Genomic DNA, 21,842 nt, shown 5'->3' with positions numbered 1-21,842 from the left:
GGCGCGTCGGTCGAGGCACATCAATCGAGGCGCGTCAGTCCAGGAAGGTGCCGTCCACGTAGACCCACGCGCCGTCCTGCCGCTCGAAGGTGCTGCGCTCGTGCAGCGCGCCCCGTTTGCCGTGGTGCCGGTAGCGGGCACGGAAGGTGACCAGGCCGGAGGAGTGGAAAGGACTGCCGTCGATCGTCTGGAGGATCTCCAGACCGGCCCAGTGCATGGCGGGGTCGAGTTCGAGGTGACCGGGCCGCGTGGCGGGGTGCCAGGTACGGAGCAGGTACTGCGTGTCGAGCAGGACGAAGGCGCTGTAGCGCGAGCGCATCAGCAGCTCGGCCGTCGGCGCTGCGGCGGCACCCGAGTGGTACCGCCCGCAGCATTCGCCGTAGGGGGCCGGCAGCCCGCAGGGGCAGGGCGATGCGGCGGAGAAGGCGGGCTCGTCGGTGCGGCGGGAGCGGGAGCTGCGTCGGGACATGGCTCCATTTTCCAGCCATTGAACGAATGGGCGCACGTGTGGCTTCCGGGTCACGGGGGATCTCCGTATGCTCCTGCGCCGGACGCGACTGTTACCGTCGGTAAGGGGTTGGGGATGGACCGGGTGGGCAACTCACGACGCACCTTCATGGCCGGGGCGGCAGCGGTCGGCGGCACGGCGGCGCTGGGCACGGCGGCCACTGCGGCTCCGGCCGCCGCGGCAGGACACACCACGGCCGACGGGAACCGGGCCGCACAGTCGGTCGCCGTGCTCGGCGGCGGTGTCGCCGGCCTGACGGCCGCGCACGAACTGGCCGAGCGCGGCTTCCGGGTCACGGTGTACGAGCGCAGGGCGCTCGGCGGCAAGGCGCGCAGCATGGACGTGCCCGGCAGCGCCAAGGGCACCAGGAAGCCGTTACCCGCGGAGCACGGCTTCCGCTTCATTCCCGGCATCTATCACAACCTCCCGGACACGATGCGGCGCATCCCCTTCCCGGGTAACCCGAACGGCGTGTGGGACAACCTCGTGGCACCCCCCGAGATGTCGTTCACGCGCACCGGCCGTGAGGATCTCCGGATCCCGCTCCCCTGGCCGGGGCACAAGCCCGCCGATCTCACCCTGGACGAAATCCGCCGCGCGCTCACCGCCCTGCTGGACACCGCGCTGGGCATCCCGCCGCTGGAGACCGCGTACTTCGTCAACCGGGGTCTGGTCTTCCTCACCAGCTGCGCCGAGCGCCGGGACGCCACCTGGGAGGCCACGCCCTGGTGGGACTTCATCGGGGCCGGCCGGATGAGCTACGACTACCAGCGCGTCCTCGCCATCGGGCTCACCAGGAACATCGTCGCCACCAAGGCCGAGGAGGCCAGTACGCGTACGGTCGCCACGCTCCTCGAGGCTTTCGCCTTCAACGCGCTGGGCAGGGGCGCCGACGGACCGCTCGACCGGATCCTCAACGCCCCCACGAACGAGGCCTGGATCGACCCGTGGGTGGAGCATCTCACCGGTCTCGGCGTGGAGTTCCGGGTGGGCTGGACCGTCCGGGACGTGACGTACGGCTCCGGGAAGGTCACCGCCGCGGTGATCGAGGACCCGCAGGGCGTGCGCCGGACGGTGACCGCCGACCACTACATCTCCGCGATCCCCGTGGAGCACGCGCGCCGGACCTGGGGCGCCGGGCTCCGTGCCGCGGACCCGCAGCTGGCGCGATGCGACCGGCTGGAGACCGACTGGATGACGGGCATCCAGTTCTATCTGACGGAGAGCGCGCCGCTGATCGACGGACATCTCAACTGCATCGACTCCCCTTGGTCCCTGACGGCGATTCAGCAGGCCGGGCACTGGCCCGACCGTGACTTCCCGGCCGACTACGGGGACGGCGTGGCCGTGGACTGCGTCTCGGTGGACATCTCGGAGTGGGACCGGCCCGGCATCCTGTACGGCAGGACCGCGAAGCAGTGCACCCGTGAGCAGGTCGCCCGCGAGGTGTGGGCCCAGCTGAAGGCGGCCCTCAACGACACCGGCCGGGTCGTGCTCAAGGACAGCACCCTGCACTCATGGTTCCTGGACCCGGGCGTGGACGGCATCGGCACCCCTCACCCGACCAACGACGACGAACTGCTAATCCACCCGGTCGGCACTCTCCACAACCGCCCGTCGGCCGTCACGAAGATCCCGAACTTCTTCCTGGCGGGCGACTACGTCTTGGTCGACATCGACCTCGCCACGATGGAGGGCGCGAACGCCTCGGCCCGCGCGGCGGTCAACGGCCTGCTGGACCGCGTCGGTTCGACGGCGGCCCGCTGCACGGTGAAACCCCTCTTCCGTGCCCCTGAGGTGGAGGCCCTGAAGCGCCACGACCGGACGCGTACCGGCTGGGCCTGCGGAACCTCTTCGATCTGGGCTGAGCGGGCGTTCACCTGCCTGCGGAGGACCGCCCCGTACGACGCCGGGGTCGCCTGTGCGGAATGCCGGAATGTCGGTGGCGATGGGAATGTTGGACGCCGGCATGGATGCCTTCATCATCGGGATCACGGGCAGGACCGGCGGGCTGCTCGCACAGGAGCTTCTCTCCAGGGGCGACACCGTCCACGGGCTCGTGCGCCGCGAGGAACAGCGGGCGGACCTCGCGGCGCTCGGCGTCGATGCGGTCGTCGGGGATCTCGCCGAAGTGTCCGTGGACGCGCTGGCGGCGGCCTTCGGAACCGTCGACGCCGTCGTGTTCGGTGCGGGGTCGAACGGCGGCAGTGCGCAGGACACCAAGGCGATCGACGGCGACGGCGTCGCGAAGGCGATCGAGGCGGCTCGCCGAGCAGGAGTGAGTCGTCTTGCGCTTGTCTCGGTGCTCCCGGAGTCCTGGCGGGAGCGCGACCTCGGCGAGGAGGTCGAGTACTACTTCGCCGTGAAGAAGGAAGCAGACATCGCGCTCAGCCGTAGCGATCTGGACTGGCTGATCCTTCGGCCGTCCTTGCTCGTCGATGATCCCGGCACGGGCACCGTCTCGCTCGGACCGGCCGAGTTCCACGGCCAGGTGGCCCGCGCCGATGTCGCCGCGACTCTCGCCGCGTTGCTGCACGAACCCCGCATCGGCCGGCAAATCCTCGAACTCACCACGGGATCCGTCCCGATCCGGGACGCCGTCGAAGCCAACGTCCGGCGGCGGTAGAACGCACTGGGCCTCACCCGGATCCCGGCGGTCGCGCCGCCGAGCCGTCGAGGGATCTGCGTGCCCGGTCGAGGAGTTCGGCGGGGACCGGGCTCAGGTCGTCCTCGGACAAGGTCGCGAGCAGCCGTGCGACCTCCGGGCGGAGCCGCTCCTCGTGCCAGGGGTTCTGCGACCACAGACCGAGCAGCCTCGCGGGGTACGCGCGTCCGAGGGCGTCGGCATAGATGGCGGTGTACTGCTGGAGAGTGGCGTCCGAGGGGTGGGCGTGCAGGGCCGTCAGGCCCGCGGTCACGGCCAGGGCGAGGCCTTCGGTGTCGAGGCGCTCGATGGCGGGTGCGTTCAGCACGGCGCAGACGACGGCAGGGGGCAGCAGGGCGGCGTCCGTGACCAACTGCCCGAGGACGAGCCGGGCCGTGAGGCCGAGCGACTCCTCGTCCAGAGCGCTCCACGGTTCGAGGAACATCGCACAGTGCTCGTACAGCGCGGCCAGTTCGCTCTCGCTCACGCCGAGGCCGCTCGCGAGCCACAGGGCGGTGAGACCGTGGGCCACCGAGGTGGCCGCACCCTGCGGGGTGGCCACAAAGGTGGTGACGGCGGGGCCCAGCCGGCGGAAGAGGGGGTCGACCGCGTGCAGCACGACCCCGTCGTTGGTACCGGCCGACACCGCCAGCTTGTGCCGGATCTGGTCCGGGTAGGGCCGCGCCCAGCTGATCCTTCTGTTGCGGTCCGCGCTCCCCGGCGGGCGGCCGTACAGCCAGTAGGCGTCGACCGGCTCCGGGGAGTCGAGCAGGTCCTCGGCCGGCCTGATGTCCAGTTCCCCCCGGCCCTCGTGCCAGGTGTGGCGCAGACTCAGGGCCAGGGCGAAGTCCGTCCATTCCGGTTCGGTGAAGGCGGACCGCCACAGCAGCACCCGCCGGTGCCAGGTGCCCGGAGGGTTGTCGTCGTCGGGGTACAGCTCACCGGCCCGCATCCCACCGGTGACCAGCAGCGTCAGCATGATCAGGTTGGCCTCGTAGAGACCGTGGCGCGAGGATGTGGCCCGGAACGCGGGTCGGTAGTCGGCGAACCGGTGCTCGGTACGGCCCCGGTGTTCGGCCATGACCGTGACGAGGAGTTCGCCGAGCCTGGTCCGGTCCCCGGGGGCGATCCCGCGGATCCTGGCGCCGACGAAGCGGAGCATCTGGCGGGAGGAGAGCGGCGCGTAGGACAGCAGGACGTACAGCAGGTCGTCGTCGACCCGTACGCGTCCGACGGCGAGCGCGGGCCGCTGGTCGAGCAGTCCTTCGAGGAGCTGGACGGCGAGCCGTGCGGCGAGGTACTCCCCGAAGGTCGCGTGCAGGAACTCATAGGTCGCCAGCCGCTGGTCGTCGCGGCTCGCCTGGGCGCGCTGGACGAAGAAGAACCGGCCGAGCGCGATCTCGCCCCGGTTCAGGGGGGCGCGGAAGCCGTCGCCGGGCGGCTCGGCCCGGCCGAGCAGTGCCGCCAGATCCTGCTCCGCCTCGGTGGTGGTGATCCACTGGCGGCGGCGGTTCAGCATGCCGAAGGAGATCAGGGACAGGCGCTGGAGCTCCTGTTCGGCCCGCTGGACCAGTTCGGCGGCCGTCCATGCCTCGGCCGACTTGCCCACCTCGCGGACCGCGAAGGACACCAGCAGCTGTTCGTAGAGCTCCGCCTCGCCGAGCGGCTCGTCGTCACCCGCCCCGCCCTGGAGGGCGTTGGCGGCGCCGTCGTACAGCGCGAGCATCATCAGCAGCAGCGGCTGGGAGGCGAGCACGCGGTGACGGGCGGCCACGGACGCGGTCAGCGGCCGCAGTCCGCGCTCGGTCAGCCCGGGCTCGTTGAGACGGTTCCACACCGCGAGCCAGCGTTCGATCTGGCGGCGGCTGAAGGGTTCGAGCCGCAGGGCGACCGCGCCGTCCGGGTAGCGGGCGCGGTCGGCGACGGCGGTGCGGCTCGTCACCAGCGCGAACACGGGCCGCCCCTGGTCGGCTTCGCGCTCCTGGAAGCGGGCCACCCGGATCAGGAAGTCGGACTGGCTGACGCCGGTGGCCTGGAGCAGTTCGTCGAAGCCGTCGAAGAGCAGCACGGGCACCGCGCTGCCGGCCGCCCGGACCAGCTCGGGCCAGGACACCCGCTCGCCGGTCGCGGCGCGGACCGCGTATTCGATCTGGTCCTGGACGTCCGCGTCGGCGGGTATGTCGCGCAGCACGACCCGTACGGGCAGATATCCCGCGGTGGGAAGGCGGGCGGCGAGGATCTTGGTCAGCACGGACTTGCCGGCACCCGGCTGGCCGAGGACGACCAGCGGGGCGGTCGTCGCGGCGACGGAGGTGAGGACGCCGGCCAGATACTCGGTGAGGTCGGACCGTACGGGCTCGGACTCCCACCATCCTTCCTCGGCCGGCCCATGGGCACCGTCGAGTACGGCGCGGACCCGGAAGTCGGGGTCGACGTACCCCTCGCCGAGCTCGGGGATCGTCATGTCCGCGGACGCCTTGACCTCGGAGAGGATCGGGCGGGGCAGAGCGGCACGGTAGCCGGTCGCGAGTGCCGCCGCAGCGTGCTGAAGCGGTCCGGGAGCACTCAGTCCCGCGAGTACGGTCTCGATTCCGGCGAGCGCCTGACGCACCGTCACCCGGGTCGCCTGATGGTCGACCCGGCCCGTCCAGAACCCGAACTCGGGTACTTCCAGAGCCAGTTGTGCGTAGAGCTCCTCGTACCGGCTCACGGCGAGATTCGTTCAGCGGGTGGGTGATGGCGTCCACGGCGGTGGCACGGCAGCGCTCGTCGAGCCGGTCCCATACCGCGAGCCCCTCGACGAAGCCCACCAGCCGCCCGGAGCACGAGCAGTACCAGCGGTGGATCGCGCGGACGGCATCCTCGTAGGGCAGGTGCGGCGCGGGCTGCGGCACCCCGGCCGACAGCAGCGTCGCCAGGAGCCCCTGCTCGTCCCCCGCCCCGGACAGCGTGAGCTGTTCACGACGGGTCAGCTCCAACTGATCGAGACGGAAGGGCAGTTCCAGTTCCCCGAGTGCCTCGAAGTACGCCGTGACCACCAGCACGGTGTGCGCGGCGGCCAGTAGCTCGGTGCGCGAGGCGCGATCGGCAGCGCCGAGATTCCCGCGGAGTCCCGATGTCAGATCGCGTCCGAGCCGCAGGATCCGCCCCTGGGCGTCGAAGACGCTCAGCACCGCGTCGCTGACTCCGCCGGTTGCCATGGACAACGCACCGCCGAGCGCACGGTCGGCTGCCGCGAGCCCCGCGCTGTCTCCGGTCAGAATCGCCACCGCGTCCTGGTAGCCGAGCAGTCCTCGTCCCCGCACCGCATCCCCCGGCCGTGTCGTCCTCACCCAACGGGTAACGGTCTATCACGCCGTGGGCGGGCCGGTGTGCCCGGCCGAGCCGGGCCGGGCGGGGCAGATCCCTTCGCGCCCCTCGGTCGGTGTCGACGGCGAAGACGGAGTCGTACGCGTCCCAGCGGGTGATGCTCTCGATCGTGAGGCTGCCGTCGCGCCGGCCGACCGCGCGCCACCGCGGCCTTCAGCCATCACACAGTCAACTCGCTAATCTTTACGGCCCGTTGGGCCTGCCCCTACGCTCCCGCCTCATGACCTCACCCGGTGCACGACCACGAAGAGCGACGCTGCTCGCCACCGCGGGCGCCCTGCTGGCCGGCTGTCTGCTGGCCGCCGCCCACCCGGCCACCGCCGAGGAGGCCCCACCGGTCACGGAGGCCGCGACCGTCGTCCCCGTACAGACCACCGGTCCGGCCGACAAGCGCTTCAACATCGTTCTCATGGGCGACGGTTACACCGCCGAAGAGATGCCCGCCTTCCGCGCCGACGTCGACAAGCACCTCAACGTGCTCTGGTCCGTCGAACCCTTCGCCTCCTACCGCTCCTACATCAACGTCTGGGCCGTGGAGGTCCCCTCGGCCGAGTCCGGGGTGGACTGCGACCCCGGACTCGACTCCCCGCGCCGCGACACCGCCCTCGGTATGGGCTTCTGGGGCGGCTGCAACGCGGGCAGCGTGCAGCGCCTGCTCACCGTGAACAGCGGGGCGGCGAGCGCGCTGGCCGACCTCGTGCCGGGGTCGGCGGACGCGAACCGGCAGATCGTCGCGCTGGCCAACAGCGACACGTACGGCGGCGCCGGCGGCACGTACGCCACCGCCTCCGGCGGCAACGCCCTGTCCTCGCTGATCACCCCGCACGAGATAGGCCACTCCCTGGGCAAGCTCCAGGACGAGTACGACTACTACGGGCGCGGGGTTCCCGGCGGCACCCACGAGGGCGGCGAGCCCAACTCCGCCCACCACACCGTGCTCACCGAGGACCAGATGAAGCAGCAGCGCGCGAAGTGGTGGCGCTGGCTGGGCGAGAAGAGCGAGTCGGGCGGTGTCATCGGACGCCACGAAGGCGGTATGTACGCCACGAAGGGCGTCTGGCGGCCCAGCAAGCACTCGATCATGAAGACGCTGGGCTACGCGTTCGACCAGGTGGGGCGCGAGGTGATGGTCCAGAAGATCTCCGGCAAGGTGAACCTCCTCCAGGGCCACGCACCGAACACCGCGCCCGTCGGCGACGACCGCACGGTGTGGGTCGAGACGCTGCATCCGGTCGGCGGTGAGCTGGACGTCGTCTGGCGCCTGGACGGCCGCCCGCTGCACCGGGCCGGCGACGCACGCTCGCTGGACCTGCGCAGCCTGCGTCTGCCGCGCGGCACCCATGAGCTGACCGCGACGGTCACGGACCCGACGCCGTACGTGCGCGACCCGGCGATCCGCGGCTCGTCGGCCCTGACACGCACCGTCACCTGGACGGTGGACACGGCCGTGACCACCCCGCCCGAGGCGGTCCCGGCCGCCTTCACCGGTCACACGGGCACCGGAGCCCCGGTGGGCTCGGAGGCGGTCGTGTACGCGGACACGACGCACCCCGCGGACCGCGCGCTCGCCGTGCGGTGGAGCATCGACGGCCGCCCGCTGGCCAACCCCGGCAACGACCGCGATCTCGACCTGGGCGCGTTGCGGCTGCGTCCGGGCAGCCACCGCCTCACCGCGCGGATCGCCGGGACGGCCACCACGCTGAACTGGACGGTGGACGCGAGCCCGGCGAGCAGCCGGTACGCGCTGTCCGAGCCCCTGCGCACGGTCCACCGGCCGGGCCGGCCCGTGGAGTACGTGTACGACGGCCCCTTCACGATGAAGCTGACGGCCCGCGACGACCGGGCCGGGCACGTCGTCTCGCAGTTCCGGGTCGACGGCGACGGCTGGCAGACGTACTACGGCTGGCCGACCGACGCCGACGCGCCCTTCCGCTTCACGCCCGGCGGCACCGTCATCGACGACCTCGTCTACGGCAAGCTCGGGGCCTCACGTGCCGTGCCCTGGGACGACGCGACCCCTGACTACGGAACGCACACGATCGAACACCGCACGATCGACGCGGCCGGGAACGTCTCGGCGCCGAAGGCGTTCCTGGCGACGCTGGTCCCGCCGGGCGCCACCCGCTGAATCCGCCCGGGAACAGCATGTCGGCGGCGCCCCGCGGGGCGTCGCCGACATGGTGTTCGTGTACCGGCCCGGAAGCCCTGGCCGGCGATGGTGAGCATCGAAAAGGCGCAGGTGGCAGCGGCCAGGGACGTGATCAGGTGAGGAGGAAGTCCGCCTGGCCCGACTTGGCCCCCTGGATGAAGGCGGCGATCTCGCTGGAGGTGTAGATCAACGCGGGCCCGTCCGGATCGGCGGACTGGCGCACCGCGACACGGCCGTCGGCGAGCTTCATGGTCTCGAAGCAGTTGCCGCCGTTCCCGCCGCTCCACGGCTTGTGCCAGCCCACCTCACCCAGGTCGGCGGCAGGCATGCCGTTGTATATGTGATCCATTCACAGCTCCTTGCGGAGATCGTTGAGGATCTCCTTCGTGCGTTGCGCAGTCGCGGCCTGAGCCGCCATGCGGTCCAGAACCTCCAGATGCGAGGCCACTTCCGGGCGCGCGTCGAGATAGACGGCACCGGTGAGGTACTCGCTGTAGACCATGTCCGGGAGCTCGGGGACAGCGAACCGGAACAGCACGAACGGCCCGTAGGTGCCGGGGTGGTGTCCGGTCGAGAACTCCGCGATCTGCAAGGTGACGTTGGGCAGCTGGGCGCCTTCGAGCAGCCGGTCGATCTGCGCTCTCATGACGCCGGGACCGCCGACGGGTCTGCGGAACACCGTCTCGTCCATGATCACCCACAGCCTGGGGGCGTCGTGCCGGGTGAGGAGTGCCTGCCGCTCCATCCGCAGCGCCACATGACGCTCGATGTCCGCGGAGTCGGTCCCTCCGACGGCGCCGCCGCGCATGATCGCCCGGGCGTAGTCCTCCGTCTGAAGCAGACCCGGCACGAAGTGCGGCTCGTAGGCACGGATGATGCTGGCCGCGCCCTCCAGGCTGACGTACATCGAGAACCAGCCAGGCAGCACATCGTGAAAGCGCTGCCACCATCCCGGCTTATTGGCTTCCTCGGCCAGCTCTATGAAGCCGCGCGCCTCCTCCTCATGGATCCCATACGCACCCAGCAGAAGCTGGACATACGGGATCTTCAGGGCGACCTCGGCGGTCTCCATCCGGCGAATGGTGCCCGCGGCCACACGAAGAACCTTCGCGGCTTCCTCGCGCCTCAGCCCGGCTCGCTCGCGCAGATCCTGCAAGCGCTTGCCGAGTACGACCTGCCCCACGGTGGGGGCGGACCGCGGTTCACTCACTTCGAGACCTCCCCACGTGCTGTTGCGAGCAGTGTGCCACGCGCCTGCATGGATGAATATGCCCACTCTGGATTTTTCAGAGTGGGCCTTGCCAAGGTGACTATTACAGCGGGACAGTGGTGCGGTGAACCTCGACGCGCTCCTTGCCCCACTCTTGGACCCGTGCTCAGAGGCCGACCACCATCGGTACGGCTTCGAGCTGCCGGCGCGCGCCGAATGCGTCTCACGGGCCAGAAAACTCACCCGTGAGCGATTGCAGTGCTGGGGCATAGAAGGCGATGTCCATGACACGGCCATGCTGGTCGTCAGCGAGCTCGTCACCAATGCGGTGGTGCACGCCGACGGTCACCTGGTCTCGTGCGAACTTCTGAACGACGTCGAACACCTGCGGATAAGCGTCCAGGACCAGGGATGCACACCCACCGGCCCGCATGTGTGCCACGCCGTGCAGGAGGAGGAGCGCGGACGCGGACTCCTGCTGGTCGAGTCCCTGTCCAGCTCCTGGGGGGCACACGTACCGCACCACGGCGCCGGCCGGATCGTCTGGGCGGAGCTGCCGCACGTGGACATCCCCTACGGGGTGGACTTTCCGCGCGGGGCGGCGAGGCCGTGCTGAGAAATCTGGTGACGCTCCTGGTCCGGGGCGGCAGCCGAACGAGGGGGCACGGGCTGACCCGGCTCGAGCTCCCGCCCACGGTCGTACCCACCCTGGGCTGCGACGCCGTGGGCGTGCCCGCGCGGCACGGCTTCCGGATGCTCGGCCGGCTGCCGCGCAACGGCTGCGTGTTCGCCGACACCGACTGGTGGTGGTGGATCGTGCCGGCCGGCTCCGACCAGGAGCTGACCTGGCCGCTGCCATCGCACTACGCCGAAGGAGCGTACGTACCGGCCGTGAACCCGCGGCTCATCCGGCGGCCCGACGACTCCAGTCCCTACACACCACCGATTCCGCTGTACCTGGTCGCCTGCCAGCTCACCGGCACCGCTCCCCTGTGGACGGCCGGCGTCGGCAGCGTTCGGAGCGCATGAGCGGCGCACGTCTTGGACCCGACCGCCTGAGCGGGGACGAGACGGCTAATCTTCCCGACATGTCAGAAGCAGAAGCCAGTTCGGGCCCGGAGCGGCAGGGGCTCACACCACGTCAGGCACGCCACGTCCGGATCGTGCTCTCCGCGCTCATCATGGTCGCGGTCGGTCTGACACTCGTCCTGCGGCTCGGCAGCACACACTCCGTCCTGACGATGGGGTTCTACGGGATCGCGCTGATCCTCTCCGGCAGCGCACTGGTCCTGAGCAAGCAGGGGCGTACACGGGTGGCCACAGCGGTACTGGGCGCGGGAGTGGCCGTGGTGGTCGCGGCCGAGTGGGCGGTCGCCGCCCTGCGCTGAGCCGCGCGCGACGAAGGACAGCCCCGGCTGACGGCGAGCCGGGGACACAGGCCAACGGGGAAAAGGGGGGATGGGGGAGAGGCCGCGACCCTGCCTGGGGGAAGGGCGGGGACATGGCCTCGCGGGGCGGGGCCCGGTCCCGCAGGGCGCTGGGGGCGTTCTGCGGGACCGGGCCCCGAACGGTTCCCGGCTCCGGCCCCCTGATCCATCCGGTGTTCAGCGCTGCGGGGCGGGGAATGCGACCGGACTGCGCAGACCGGCCCGGTTCACGGCCCGGACGCCGAAGAAGACGTTGTCCTTGGACAGGTCCACGGTGTGCCGCGTCGTGTTGCCCGCCCGCACGACGTGGGTCCACTCGGGATCGGTGGTCTCCCGCCAGACGACCTCGTAACCGGCCAGATCGCTCTCCTTGCCCCGCTCCCACACCAGCTCGGTCGCGTTCGTCAGCGCACTGGTGAGGATCTTCGCGCCCTTGGGGGTGCCGGGCGCCTGGGCCAGGGTCCACACCGCGGCGGCGTTGACCTTCGCGACACGGGCGATGTAGGCGAAGTCGCAGAACTCCGGAAGGTCCCCGTACTGCTTGCCGTCGACCACCTTCACGTCCTGGTGCTGGTGGGCGTAGTCCTCGGCCGGTTCGGTGAACCGGGCGGCGGCGAAGCCCCGTTCGAGGTAGGGGATGTGATCGCCGCCGCGCAGATAGCGGTCTCTGCGGTAGACGACCCGGACGTGCATGCCGGTGGCGTCGTTGTCCGCGACGTCCCGCACGAAACGGGCCAGTTGGCGCGACCGTGAGTCGTTCTCGCCGCCGACCGACTGGCGGGTGGCCGCCTCGGCGGGGGTCTCGGCGGTGGGCACGCCTTCGGCGAAGAGCCGGACGGTGTACGGGTCCCTGCTGCCGTCGTCGGCCGTCGGGCTGCCGACGATGTCGTCGGTGAACATGCCCTGGAGGTCGACCCCGGCCGACGCGAAGGTCCGGGCCATGTGAGCGGCCCCGTACAGTCCCTGTTCCTCACCCGCGACGGCCGCGAACACGAGGGTGGCGGCCGGGCGCCGCTTCGCCGTCACCCGGGCGAGTTCCATGGCGACGGCCACACCCGAGGCGTCGTCGTCGGCGCCGGGCGCGTCACCCACGGCGTCCATCACATCGGTGGCACGTGAGTCGTAGTGTCCGGAGACGACGTAGACACGGTCCGGGTCCGTCGAACCCCTCAGCGTGGCCACGATGTTGGTGATCCGGGTCGCCACGGGGATACGTGAGGCCGGTTCCTGGATGTAGCTCTGGAGCTCCACCGTCATCCGGCCACCGCTGACACCCGCGTACCGCTTGAGCTCGGCGAAGATCCAGTCGCGGGCCGCACCGATGCCGCGCTCCGGGTCGTCCTGGCTGGAGAGGGTGTGGCGGGTGCCGAAGGAGGCGAGCTTGCGCACGGTCGCCTCGATGCGGTCGGTGTCGATCTCCGCGAGCAGGGCCCGCAGTTCACGGGAAGGGCGCTGCGCGGTGGCGGGGAGGTCCCGGTCCGGGGTGCGACCGCGCCGCACCGGGGCGGTGCCCGTGACGGTCTCCTCGGTGACGGCGGCCGCGGGCGTCGCTCCGGCTCCGGACAGCGTCGCGCCGAGCGCGACGGTGCCGGCCGTGGCAGCGATGACCGATCTGCGGCTGGTGCCAGGGGGGAGGGCGTGATCACCGGTGGGTTCTGGCGTCTGCTGCGACATGAGGTCATGGTCGTGGCGCGCCGAGCACCTGACAAGGGCACGGGCGGGGGCCGGACGACGGGCTCGGTGAGGCCTCGCCTGGTGCCGCGAAGGGCACCCACCCCGCCTGCTGCCGCCGCGCCGGGCCCGCGCGCGACGCGCTCGGTCCTCAGCCGCCGGCGACCGCCCGCAGATGCGGCTTGCCCCGGCGCGCGGACGGCGGGGCGGCGCTCCGACGTTCGTGCAGCACCAGCGTCATCCGGGTGAAGCCCCGGTCCTGAAGCGTCGCGGGCGTCTCGTCCACGATCCGGCAATCCGTGTGGCCCCAGCGCGGGTCCGGGTGGTGCAACGGCCGTACGGCGCCGTCGTGGTGGACGGCGGCCGCGCCCGTGATCCGCATCCAGTGCGGCAGCCCGCAGCGGTAGGCGACATCCATGATCGGATCGTCGGCGATGTCGTCACGAATGGCTTGAAGGACATGGTCGTCCTCGTACCTCTCGAGCGCCGATTCCAGCTGGGCGAGCAGCGGCAGGCACCAGCTCGTCTCCCGGTCGCCGAGCACGGAGCCCGCGTCCGGGTGGAAGAGGACGAACCGCAGGAAGTTCTGGTCCGGCATGGCGGTGGGGTGCTCCCCCACTCCCCGGAACAGTGCGTGGAAGGCGGGGTTGACGTGCGCCACGTCCCAGCGGCTGTCGAAGAGGACCGACGGCAGCGGCACGGCGTCCATCATCGCGGCGTAGTCCCGCAGATACGCCTGCGTCTCCGGGTCGTGCGGCTCGGCGGGCGCGGACGGCTCGGCGGGCAGCGCGGGCGCGGGCACCGGTACGTACGGACGCACGGGCCCGGACGGAAAGGCCGGTCCGGACGGCCGCGCGGGTCCCAGCGGAGCTACGGGCGTAGAAGAAGCCCACGGTTCGGCCGAGGCGTAGGGGGGATCGCGGTCGACGGCGAGGCGGAACAGCCAGCCGCCCTGCTGGTCCGTCATCTCCAGCGCCTTGACCAGCGCGGAGAGCCTCTCGTCGGTCCATTCCTGCGCCGGTGTGCGCTCCCAGCTGCCGTAGGCGCCCGTACTGATCTCCAGCCGTGCCGCCACATCCGCCACACTCAGCCCGAGTTCCTCCCGGCGCCGTCGGAGAACGTCGGTCAGCCGTCTCGACCGGACCGTGCCGCGGTTCGTCGCCGCACACGTCCGTCGACCATGGACACCAGGCCGATCAACGCCCGCCTCATGTGTCATCGAGAACGCCACCCTTCTCGAAGTCCCGCTGCGGCAGCGCCCTTTGGATCTTCACCCCGCCTGGCGATCCTGCTACCGCGGAAGCAGCCATGTCAACTATCGTGGCATTCCGCGCCGTAGAGCGTTCAGATCGCGCCACAGCTGTGGCAAGACCTGGCTGTATTTTCTTCCAGCGGCTAATCTCCGGGCAGCCAACTGTGTGCGGAGCGACCTCGCGTGATCTAGGAGACCTACTGGTGACAGACGGCTTCTCGGTTCCGGGCCCGGCAGCCGCAGGCCCCTTGGCGGCGTCGGCCGCCCGTGTCGCCGAACTCGCAGGCAAGCTCGGACTGAGCTACGGCGAGGTCCTCGACGTGCATCAGCTCTCGGAGGCCTCGGGCGTTCCCGCCGATGTGGTCAGCTCACTGCTCGACGGCCTGCCGGCCGGCGAACCCGACCTCCAGACACGCTTTCTGCAGCGCTTCGACCTGCTGCGCAGGACCCGGCTCAAACCGAACGGCCGCCGGTACACGCAGCAGGAGATCGCCGACGGCGCCGCCATGTCACGTCAGCAGGCAGGTGCTCTCATCAACGGCGACCGTCGCCCCACCATGGAGCACTGCGATGCGATCCAGAGGTTCTTCAAGGTCCACGCGGGCTTCCTCACGGCCGAGGACGCGGACGCGCTCAACGGTGCGTTGCAGCGCACCGAGCAGCGGCTGCTTCAGGACTATGCCGGCGAGGGCGACCCGCTGGAGCGCCTGCTCCAGGACCATGGAGTACGCGGCATCGCCTGGCGCGCGGCCCAACTGCCCACCGACAAGCACCGGGACAAGGTCACCGAGTGGCTCGACCTGCTGCTGGAGAGCGTCAAACCGACCTCGCCGGCAGATCCTGCGGACCCGACGGACCCCTGATTTCAGGCCAGGCTCGACACCGCACGTGTGCACACAACCGCTGACGGGGAGAGGAGAACGGTGAGCATAGGCAAGGAGATGCGCCGGCTGTGCGGCGAGCTGGTAGCCGGAATCGACCTGCCCGCCCCCGCGGCTCCCACCGATCTCTACGGCGCGTTGTGCGGCGTCATGAGCAGACGCCGCGGCCGGCCCGTCCGTTACCGCACGGCCACCTTTCCGCCGGGCACGGCGAGCGGCCTCTGGCTGGACATGAGGGACCAGGACCTGATCGTCATCGAGGAGCGCACCGCGCCCGACCACCAGCTGGTCATCCTCGGCCATGAGCTCTGGCACATGAAGGCCGGGCACTGCACGCATCATGTCGACGGCGCGGCGGTCGCCGCACGGCTGCTCTCCGACGAGGCGGACCTCCAGGCCACCGTCCTCAAGGTCGCGGCCAGGACCCGTTTCGACCAGGCCGAGGAGAACCAGGCGGAGAGCTTCGGGCTGCTGCTCAGCAGCAAGTGCCGCTCCTGGCTGGCCGGTTCGACGGGCCGTGGCCCTGTCAGCCGCGACGGTCTCGCCGGACGGATCGAGGCGTCCCTGGGATATCGCGGGCCACAGGGCTGATTCGTGGAACCACCCGCACGCGTAACACTGGCCGGCCCGGTGGGCCGCACACCGCTGGAGCCCAAGGCCGACAGGGACACGGTGCGACGACACAATCTGAGCCTGGTGCTGCGAGCCGTGCGCGAGGCCGGTGAGGTGACGCGGGCCGGGGTCTCCGCCCGGGTGGGCCTGACCCGCGCTGCCATCTCCTCCCTGGTGGAACAACTGCTGGAGAGCGGGTTCCTCTCGGAGTCCGGCAAGACCTTCAGCGGTCAGGCCGGCCGCCCGGGCACGGTGCTGAAGGTCGCCCGGACCGGAGTCGCGGGGATCGGCGTCGAGATCAACGTCGACTATGTGTCCGTGTGCGTGGTGGACCTGGCGGGCACCGACCGGGTCCGGCTCGTCGAGCACCTCGACAACCGCGGTGCGCCGCCCGCCCGGGTGCTCGCGCGCGCCGCGGGTATCGCGGCCCGCGCGCTGACGTCCGCGGTCGAGCAGCAGCTCCAGCCGGTCGGAGCCGCCCTGGCGCTGCCCGGCCTGGTCGCCGCCGGCACCGTGCGGCAGGCACCCAACCTCGGGTGGAGCCAGGTCGCCGCCGAGCTCCCGTTCGCCGACGCGCTCGCCGCCCTGCACCCCGGACTGCCCGCGCTGCCGGTCCGTTCGGAGAACGAGGCCAACCTGGCGGCGCTGGCCGAGCTGTGGTTCGGCGGCCTCGGCGCGATGCGTACCTTCCTGTACCTGACGGGTGAGATCGGTGTCGGCGGCGCCCTGGTTCTGAACGGCGAGCTGCTGCGCGGGGCGCACGGTTTCGCCGGCGAGATCGGCCATGTCGTCGTCACGCCCGACGGTCCGGAGTGCCGCTGCGGCTCGCGCGGCTGTCTGGAGCAGTACGCGGGTCAGTCCGCCCTGCTGCGTGCCGCGGGCATCGACGAGACGAACGGCGCGGTGGCCGTGGCGGAGCTGGAGCGCCGGGCCCGGGCGGGTGAGGCGGCAGCGCTGACAGCACTGGAGCGTGCCGGGTCGATGCTGGGCCGGGTGCTGTCCGGCGCGGTCAACCTCTTCGACCCGGACGCGGTGGTGCTCGGCGGGATCTACCGCCCCCTGGTGCCCTGGCTCGCCCCGCCCGCCGGTGCGGAACTGGGCGGACGGGTGGTGTCGGGCCTGTGGCCGGAGGGCGGCGACCGGCTCCGGGCCTCCTCCCCCGCCGCGGACGCCGCGCGGGGTGCCGCGGCGCTGGTGGTGCAGGACGTGCTGACGGACCCGGTGGCGTACGCGATTCCCTCGGTCGCCGGACGGGCCTGACACCGGTCGCCGGGTGGGCCGGGTGTCGGCCTCCGCCGGACGGGCCTGACCCCGGCCGCTGGGTGGGCCGGGTGTCGGCCTCCGCCGGACGGGCCTGACCTCGTTCGCCGGGTGGCCCGGGTGTCGGCCTCCGCCGGACGGGCCTGAACAGCCCCGGCCCGCCCGGCCCGTCCGACCTCTCGAGCCCACCCGGCCCCGTCCAACCTCTCGAGCCCGCCCGGCCCTCCCGGAGATCCGTAGCTCCGGGACAGCACCCTGGGCCCTGCCCGGCAGACGGTCAGGCCACCCCGAGCAGGTGGTCCATCGCCAGCTGGTCGAGTGCCTCGAAGGCCATTCCCCGCTCCGCCGCGGCCGTCACGTCGAACTCCTCGAAGGCCGACCGGTCCGCGAGCAGCGCTGCCAGCCCGTCCTCGGCGGTCGGGAGGACCAGCTCGTCGAGCCGGGCGGCCCGCAGCGCCTCCTGCACCTTCGGGTCGGAACGGAAGGCGGCGGCCCTCTCCCGCAGGATCAGGTAGTTCCGCATGCACCCGGCCGCGGACTCCCACACCCCGTCGAAGTCCTCCGTGCGCGGCGGCTTGAAGTCGAAGTGGCGCGGGCCCTCGTAGCCGCCCGTCTCCAGCAGGTCCACCAGCCAGAACGCGGACCGCAGATCGCCCGCGCCGAAGCGCAGGTCCTGGTCGTACTTGATGCCGTTCTGTCCGTTGAGGTCGATGTGGAAGAGCTTCCCCGCCCACAGGGCCTGCGCGATGGAGTGCGGGAAGTTCAGCCCGGCCATCTGCTCGTGCCCGACCTCCGGGTTCACGCCGTACAGCTCGGGCCGCTCCAGGCGCTCGATGAAGGCCAGCGCATGGCCGACGGTGGGCAGCAGGATGTCGCCGCGCGGCTCGTTGGGCTTGGGCTCGATGGCGAAGCGCAGGTCGTAGCCCTGCTCGGTGACGTACTCCCCCAGCAGGTCGAACGCCTCCTTCATCCGGTCGAGCGCGGCCCGCACGTCCTTCGCGGCGCCGAACTCCGCACCCTCGCGCCCGCCCCAGGCGACATAGGTCTGCGCCCCGAGCTCGGCCGCCAGGTCGATGTTGCGGATCGTCTTGCGCAGGGCGTAGCGGCGCACGTCCCGGTCGTTGGACGTGAAGCCGCCGTCCTTGAAGACGGGGTGGGTGAAGAGGTTGGTGGTGGCCATCGGCACCACGAGACCGGTCTTGTCCAGCGCCTGGCGGAAGTGCTTGATGTGGGACTCGCGCTCCGCCTCGGTCGCGCCGAAGGGGATCAGGTCGTCGTCGTGGAAGGTGACGCCGTACGCACCCAGCGCGGCGAGCCGCTGCACGGACTCGACGGGGTCCAGAGGCGGCCGGGTCGCGTCCCCGAAGGGGTCCCTGCCCTGCCAGCCGACCGTCCAGAGGCCGAAGCTGAACCGGTCCTCGGGGGTGGGGGTGAAGCGTTCCGTCATCGCCATGACCGCCTTCGATCCACAGTTTGTTTTCTGGCCTTACTAATAATGCACTTCCCCCGCCGATCTCTGAAGCCCCGCAACACCTGTTCCCCGGCGATGGGTTGACGTAATTTGTTTCTCCCACGGCCAAATAGGCCCTGGACGGGACCGGTCCCGGACGGAGAGGTGGAGGCAATGCCGACGCAGGCTGTCGTCATCGGCGTGGACAGCTCGACCCAGTCCACCAAGGCGGCGTTCATCGAAGCGGCCAGCGGCAGGACACTCGCCGTCGGCCGCGCGGCCCATCAGGTCAGCGGCGACCACGGCGCTCGCGAGACCGACCCCGAGGTCTGGTGGAACGCCCTGCGCGAGGCGGTGGCCATCGGGCTGCGGGAGTCCGGCGTGTCCGCCTCCACCGTGACGGGCATCGCGGTCGCCGGACAGCAGCACGGTCTGGTCGTCCTGGACAGCAGCGGCCGTCCCGTGCGCCCGGCGCTGCTGTGGAACGACACCCGTTCGGCCCCGCAGGCCGCCGCGCTCACGGAGGCGCTCGGCGGCCCGGAGGCCTGGACCGCCCGTACCGGCTCGGTGCCCGTCGCCTCGATGACCGCCGCGAAGTGGCAGTGGCTGCGGGAGAACGAGCCGCGCGCCGCGAAGGCCACCGCCGCCGTGCGCCTCCCCCACGACTTCCTCACCGAACGGCTGTCCGGCACCGCCGCCACCGACCCCGGCGACGCCTCGGGGACCTGCTGGTACTCCACCGCGACCGGCGCCTACGACCCGCGGCTGCTGGAGCTCGTCGGACTGGAGGCGGATCTGCTGCCCGAGGTCGCGGAGACCGGCGCCACCCGTGTCGGCTCACTCATCGACGCGGCGGCCGACGACCTCGGACTGCCCGCGGGCATCGCGGTCGCCGCCGGCACCGGGGACAACATGGCCGCGGCCGTCGGGCTGGGGCTCGGCGGCGCGGGGCTGCTCGACCATCCGGCCCTGAGCCTCGGCACGTCGGGCACGGTGTTCGCGGCGACCCGCACCCGGCCCGCCTCAGCGGTCCTCGCGGGCTTCGCCGCCGCCGACGGCACGTACCTCCCGCTGGCCTGCACCCTGAACTGCACCCAGGCCGTCGACCGGATCGCCACCCTGTTCGGCCTGAGCCGGGACACGGCGGAGGCGGGCGGCGAGGTGGTCCTGCTGCCGTACCTCGACGGGGAGCGGACACCCGATCTGCCCGCTGCCTCCGGACTCCTGACCGGACTGCGGCACACCACCAGCCGCCAGCAGATCCTCGGAGCGGCCTACGAGGGCGCTGTCGTGACCGTGCTGCGGGCCCTCGACGAGGTGCTGCGCGCCTGCGGTACGGACCCGGCGGACGCGGACGTCGCGTCGCGCCCACTGCGTCTGGTGGGCGGCGGAGCGCGGGGCAGGTACTGGGTGGAGACCGTACGCCGCCTCTCCGGACGGCCCCTGCTGATCCCCGAGAGCGAGGAGCTGGTCGCCGTGGGAGCGGCGGCGCTGGCGGCGGCAGCGGCCTCGGGCGAGGACCCGGTGGCGCTGGCGGGCCGCTGGCAGGGCGGCCGCGCTGCCCACCTTCCGCCGGTGGAAAGGGACATGGAGACATGGGAGCGGGTCTCGGAGGTGCTGGAGCGGGCGACGCCGGCGTTGCTCACCCGCTGACCCGCGACAGGCGGGAGCCGGCTGAACGAGCCGGCCGACCCGTTCGGCCGGCCCGGCCGGGCGGCACCGGCTACTGAGTCGGTGCCGCCTCCGCGGGCGGCCGGTAGACCCAGACCGCGTCCGTCCCTCCGCATTCACGGCACTCGGTGATGTCCCGCAGGTTCGACCGTCCACCGTTGCGCAGATGATCGCGGACCTGGATGACCATCGCCGAGTAGCCCTGGAAGCAGGTGAGGCAGTGGAAGCCCGCGCCGACCACCGCGCGGGTCTCGGGACAGTCCTCGCCGAAGACGGCCGCCACGACGTCGAACAGCCGCATCCGGTCGCCCATGGTCAGGCCGGAGATCGTCGTTCTGAGCAGCGCGATCCTGCCCGCCGCCGCGTCCCGGCGGAAGGGTTCGAACTCCTCGTGCAGCGGGTACCGGTGGCCGTTGATCATCAACGATCGGCCGGCGGCCGCTCCTTCGCCACCGGCGAAGCCCTCGTCGTGCGCGAACGGCGCGGGCTCGGGCTCACCGGGGGCGCGCCGGCCGCCGAACATGACGAACAATCCGCCCTTGCCGTCGACCGTGTTGGCGACGACACGATGAGCCTCACCCATCAGAGCGGGCTGGTCCAGCTTGTGGAGCAGGGCGTCGATCATCAAGGTGTCATGGGCGTGGTGCGGGTTTCTCGAGCCAGAGGCCGGCCACGGCGCCGCTCTCGTCGAGAACGCGCGCGTAGTCACCGTTCCCCTGTTCCACGCTGATCCGCTAGCGCTGCTGTCGGTCGCCGGGTGACGTGGACCGGCGACGTCGACGGAAGATGCCCATGCATCCTGCCTTCCCGGCACGCGACTCCCCCACCCTCCGGACGGTCGGGAGACACGAGTTCGGCGCGCCCGCTACGGCTTGCGCCCCACCGCCGCGTACAGCGACGCCCCTTCGTTCCCCTCGGCCGCCTCGTCGACGGCGAGTTCCGGATGCCACCGGGTGAGCTGGACGATTCCCGGCTCGACCACGTCGAGACCTTCGAAGAAGCGCGCGATCTCGGCCTGCGTGCGGGGCGCGAGGGTGACTCCGCCGGCGGCGTACATCTGGACTCCGCGCTGGACCGCCTCCGGGTCGAAGTCGGAGGTGAGCTGCGACAGTACGAGAAAGCTGCCCGACGGCAGCGCGTCAACGAGCCGGCCGACCAGGTCGTACGGGCGGTCGGCGTCGCCGACGAAGTGCAGGAGTGCCACCAGCGACAGGGCGACGGGCCGGTCGAAGTCCAGGACCTTCCGGGCCTGTTCGAGGATGAGCTCGGGCTCGCGGACGTCGGCCTGGATGTAGTCGGTGACGCCCGCCGGGGTGCTGCGCAGCAACGCCTCCGCGTGCGTCAGCACGATGGGGTCGTTGTCCGTGTAGACCACGCGCGCCTCGGGGGCGATGCCCTGGGCTATCTGGTGCAGATTCGGCTCGGTGGGAATGCCGGTGCCGACGTCGAGGTACTGAGTGATTCCCGCCTCCCCCGCCAGCCAGCGGGTGACGCGTTGCATGAACCAGCGGTTCGTCCGGGCGACATGCTTGGCGCGCGCATCGATGCTCATGATCTGGCGGCCGAGTTCCTCGTCCACCGGGTAGTTGTCCTTGCCGCCCAGGAACCAGTCGTACACACGGGCAGGATGCGGCTTGCTGGTGTCGATCCTGGGGCTGGTCGGCTCGGTCCCGGTCATACGAGGCTCCTTGGGGGCGGAGGTGCTCAGGTCAAGGGTTCAACGATCGGTGATCATCCC

18 protein-coding genes and 2 pseudogenes are annotated in these 21,842 nt (G+C 71.3%); 10 read left to right on the top strand and 10 right to left on the bottom strand.

The features are described from left to right. Window positions 1-34: 34 nt before the first annotated feature. On the bottom strand, window positions 35-469 hold the full coding sequence (locus tag OHA05_RS30750) for a YchJ family protein (RefSeq protein WP_328862308.1): 435 nt from the start codon (window positions 467-469) through the stop codon (window positions 35-37). 147 nt (window positions 470-616) lie between these two features. On the opposite strand from OHA05_RS30750, the pseudogene OHA05_RS30745 reads away from it, so the two are divergent. Further along, window positions 617-2,376: pseudogene (locus tag OHA05_RS30745) on the top strand (hydroxysqualene dehydroxylase). 68 nt (window positions 2,377-2,444) lie between these two features. After that, the gene (locus OHA05_RS30740) at window positions 2,445-3,134 is read left to right on the top strand and encodes an NAD(P)H-binding protein (protein WP_328862307.1); all 690 of its coding nucleotides are present in this window, start codon (window positions 2,445-2,447) and stop codon (window positions 3,132-3,134) included. A gap of 13 nt (window positions 3,135-3,147) precedes the next feature. Here OHA05_RS30740 and OHA05_RS30735 read toward each other — a convergent pair whose 3' ends face one another. Both OHA05_RS30735 and OHA05_RS38295 read right to left on the bottom strand, forming a co-directional pair. After that, window positions 3,148-5,862 carry an NACHT domain-containing protein gene (locus tag OHA05_RS30735; protein WP_328862306.1) on the bottom strand — a complete coding sequence of 905 codons (2,715 nt, stop codon included), beginning with the start codon at window positions 5,860-5,862 and terminating at the stop codon, window positions 3,148-3,150. 79 nt (window positions 5,863-5,941) lie between these two features. Beyond that, window positions 5,942-6,421 (bottom strand): annotated as a pseudogene (locus tag OHA05_RS38295) (NACHT N-terminal helical domain 7-containing protein); the annotation flags it as partial. Window positions 6,422-6,741: 320 nt separating this feature from the next. On the opposite strand from OHA05_RS38295, the gene OHA05_RS30725 reads away from it, so the two are divergent. Next, entirely contained in the window at window positions 6,742-8,649 is a 1,908-nt protein-coding gene (locus OHA05_RS30725; RefSeq protein ID WP_328862304.1) for a M64 family metallopeptidase, read from the top strand. Window positions 8,650-8,782: 133 nt separating this feature from the next. On the opposite strand, the gene OHA05_RS30720 is transcribed toward OHA05_RS30725, so the two are convergent. After that, window positions 8,783-9,019: a DUF397 domain-containing protein gene (locus OHA05_RS30720; RefSeq protein WP_313943006.1), complete on the bottom strand. Its 237-nt coding sequence runs from the start codon at window positions 9,017-9,019 to the stop codon at window positions 8,783-8,785. After that, entirely contained in the window at window positions 9,020-9,880 is an 861-nt protein-coding gene (locus tag OHA05_RS30715; RefSeq protein WP_313943007.1) for a helix-turn-helix domain-containing protein, read from the bottom strand. 124 nt (window positions 9,881-10,004) lie between these two features. Here OHA05_RS30715 and OHA05_RS30710 point away from each other — a divergent pair, with 124 nt between their 5' ends. The 3 genes from OHA05_RS30710 to OHA05_RS30700 are packed head-to-tail and all read left to right on the top strand — an operon-like array spanning window position 10,005 to window position 11,268. Then, a complete protein-coding gene (locus OHA05_RS30710; RefSeq protein WP_313943008.1) occupies window positions 10,005-10,496 on the top strand; it encodes an ATP-binding protein in 492 nt (163 codons plus the stop codon). Continuing rightward, window positions 10,490-10,909, top strand: a complete 420-nt coding sequence (locus tag OHA05_RS30705; protein ID WP_313943010.1) for a hypothetical protein — start codon at window positions 10,490-10,492, stop codon at window positions 10,907-10,909. Before OHA05_RS30710 ends, OHA05_RS30705 begins: the two co-directional genes overlap by 7 nt. A 59-nt stretch (window positions 10,910-10,968) precedes the next feature. After that, complete coding sequence (locus tag OHA05_RS30700; protein ID WP_313943011.1) at window positions 10,969-11,268, top strand: hypothetical protein; 300 nt, start codon at window positions 10,969-10,971, stop codon at window positions 11,266-11,268. A gap of 216 nt (window positions 11,269-11,484) precedes the next feature. Here OHA05_RS30700 and OHA05_RS30695 read toward each other — a convergent pair whose 3' ends face one another. Both OHA05_RS30695 and OHA05_RS30690 read right to left on the bottom strand, forming a co-directional pair. Beyond that, window positions 11,485-12,981: a M28 family metallopeptidase gene (locus OHA05_RS30695; RefSeq protein WP_328862303.1), complete on the bottom strand. Its 1,497-nt coding sequence runs from the start codon at window positions 12,979-12,981 to the stop codon at window positions 11,485-11,487. Window positions 12,982-13,129: 148 nt separating this feature from the next. Then, window positions 13,130-14,062, bottom strand: coding sequence for an MmyB family transcriptional regulator (locus OHA05_RS30690; RefSeq protein ID WP_313943014.1), 933 nt, complete (start codon window positions 14,060-14,062; stop codon window positions 13,130-13,132). 371 nt (window positions 14,063-14,433) lie between these two features. Between OHA05_RS30690 and OHA05_RS30685 the strand changes: the two genes are divergently transcribed. The 3 genes from OHA05_RS30685 (at window position 14,434) to OHA05_RS30675 (ending at window position 16,983) form a co-directional block, all read left to right on the top strand. After that, on the top strand, window positions 14,434-15,093 hold the full coding sequence (locus tag OHA05_RS30685) for a helix-turn-helix transcriptional regulator (protein ID WP_313943015.1): 660 nt from the start codon (window positions 14,434-14,436) through the stop codon (window positions 15,091-15,093). A gap of 78 nt (window positions 15,094-15,171) precedes the next feature. Further along, window positions 15,172-15,702 (top strand): toxin-antitoxin system, toxin component, encoded by a 531-nt coding sequence (locus OHA05_RS30680; protein WP_328863485.1) that lies wholly within the window; start codon window positions 15,172-15,174, stop codon window positions 15,700-15,702. Window positions 15,703-15,705: 3 nt separating this feature from the next. Beyond that, on the top strand, window positions 15,706-16,983 hold the full coding sequence (locus OHA05_RS30675; protein ID WP_313943017.1) for an ROK family protein: 1,278 nt from the start codon (window positions 15,706-15,708) through the stop codon (window positions 16,981-16,983). A 277-nt stretch (window positions 16,984-17,260) separates the two neighbouring features. Here OHA05_RS30675 and xylA read toward each other — a convergent pair whose 3' ends face one another. After that, the gene (gene xylA, locus OHA05_RS30670; protein ID WP_328863484.1) at window positions 17,261-18,430 is read right to left on the bottom strand and encodes a xylose isomerase; all 1,170 of its coding nucleotides are present in this window, start codon (window positions 18,428-18,430) and stop codon (window positions 17,261-17,263) included. 177 nt (window positions 18,431-18,607) lie between these two features. Between xylA and xylB the strand changes: the two genes are divergently transcribed. Continuing rightward, window positions 18,608-20,086 carry a xylulokinase gene (gene xylB / locus OHA05_RS30665; RefSeq protein WP_328862302.1) on the top strand — a complete coding sequence of 493 codons (1,479 nt, stop codon included), beginning with the start codon at window positions 18,608-18,610 and terminating at the stop codon, window positions 20,084-20,086. A 70-nt stretch (window positions 20,087-20,156) separates the two neighbouring features. On the opposite strand, the gene OHA05_RS30660 is transcribed toward xylB, so the two are convergent. Together OHA05_RS30660 and OHA05_RS30655 are read right to left on the bottom strand one after the other, a co-directional pair. Continuing rightward, window positions 20,157-20,729 carry a hypothetical protein gene (locus tag OHA05_RS30660; RefSeq protein ID WP_328862301.1) on the bottom strand — a complete coding sequence of 191 codons (573 nt, stop codon included), beginning with the start codon at window positions 20,727-20,729 and terminating at the stop codon, window positions 20,157-20,159. A gap of 240 nt (window positions 20,730-20,969) precedes the next feature. Further along, a complete protein-coding gene (locus OHA05_RS30655) occupies window positions 20,970-21,782 on the bottom strand; it encodes an SAM-dependent methyltransferase (protein WP_328862300.1) in 813 nt (270 codons plus the stop codon). Between the last annotated feature and the right edge of the window lie 60 nt (window positions 21,783-21,842).

The sequence above is a fragment of the Streptomyces sp. NBC_00306 genome, assembly GCF_036169555.1.
In the GTDB taxonomy this organism is placed as follows: Bacteria; Actinomycetota; Actinomycetes; order Streptomycetales; family Streptomycetaceae; genus Streptomyces; species Streptomyces achmelvichensis.
The sequence above is the reverse complement of the archived record's forward strand: the minus strand, read 5'-3'. Positions and strand labels throughout refer to the sequence as shown.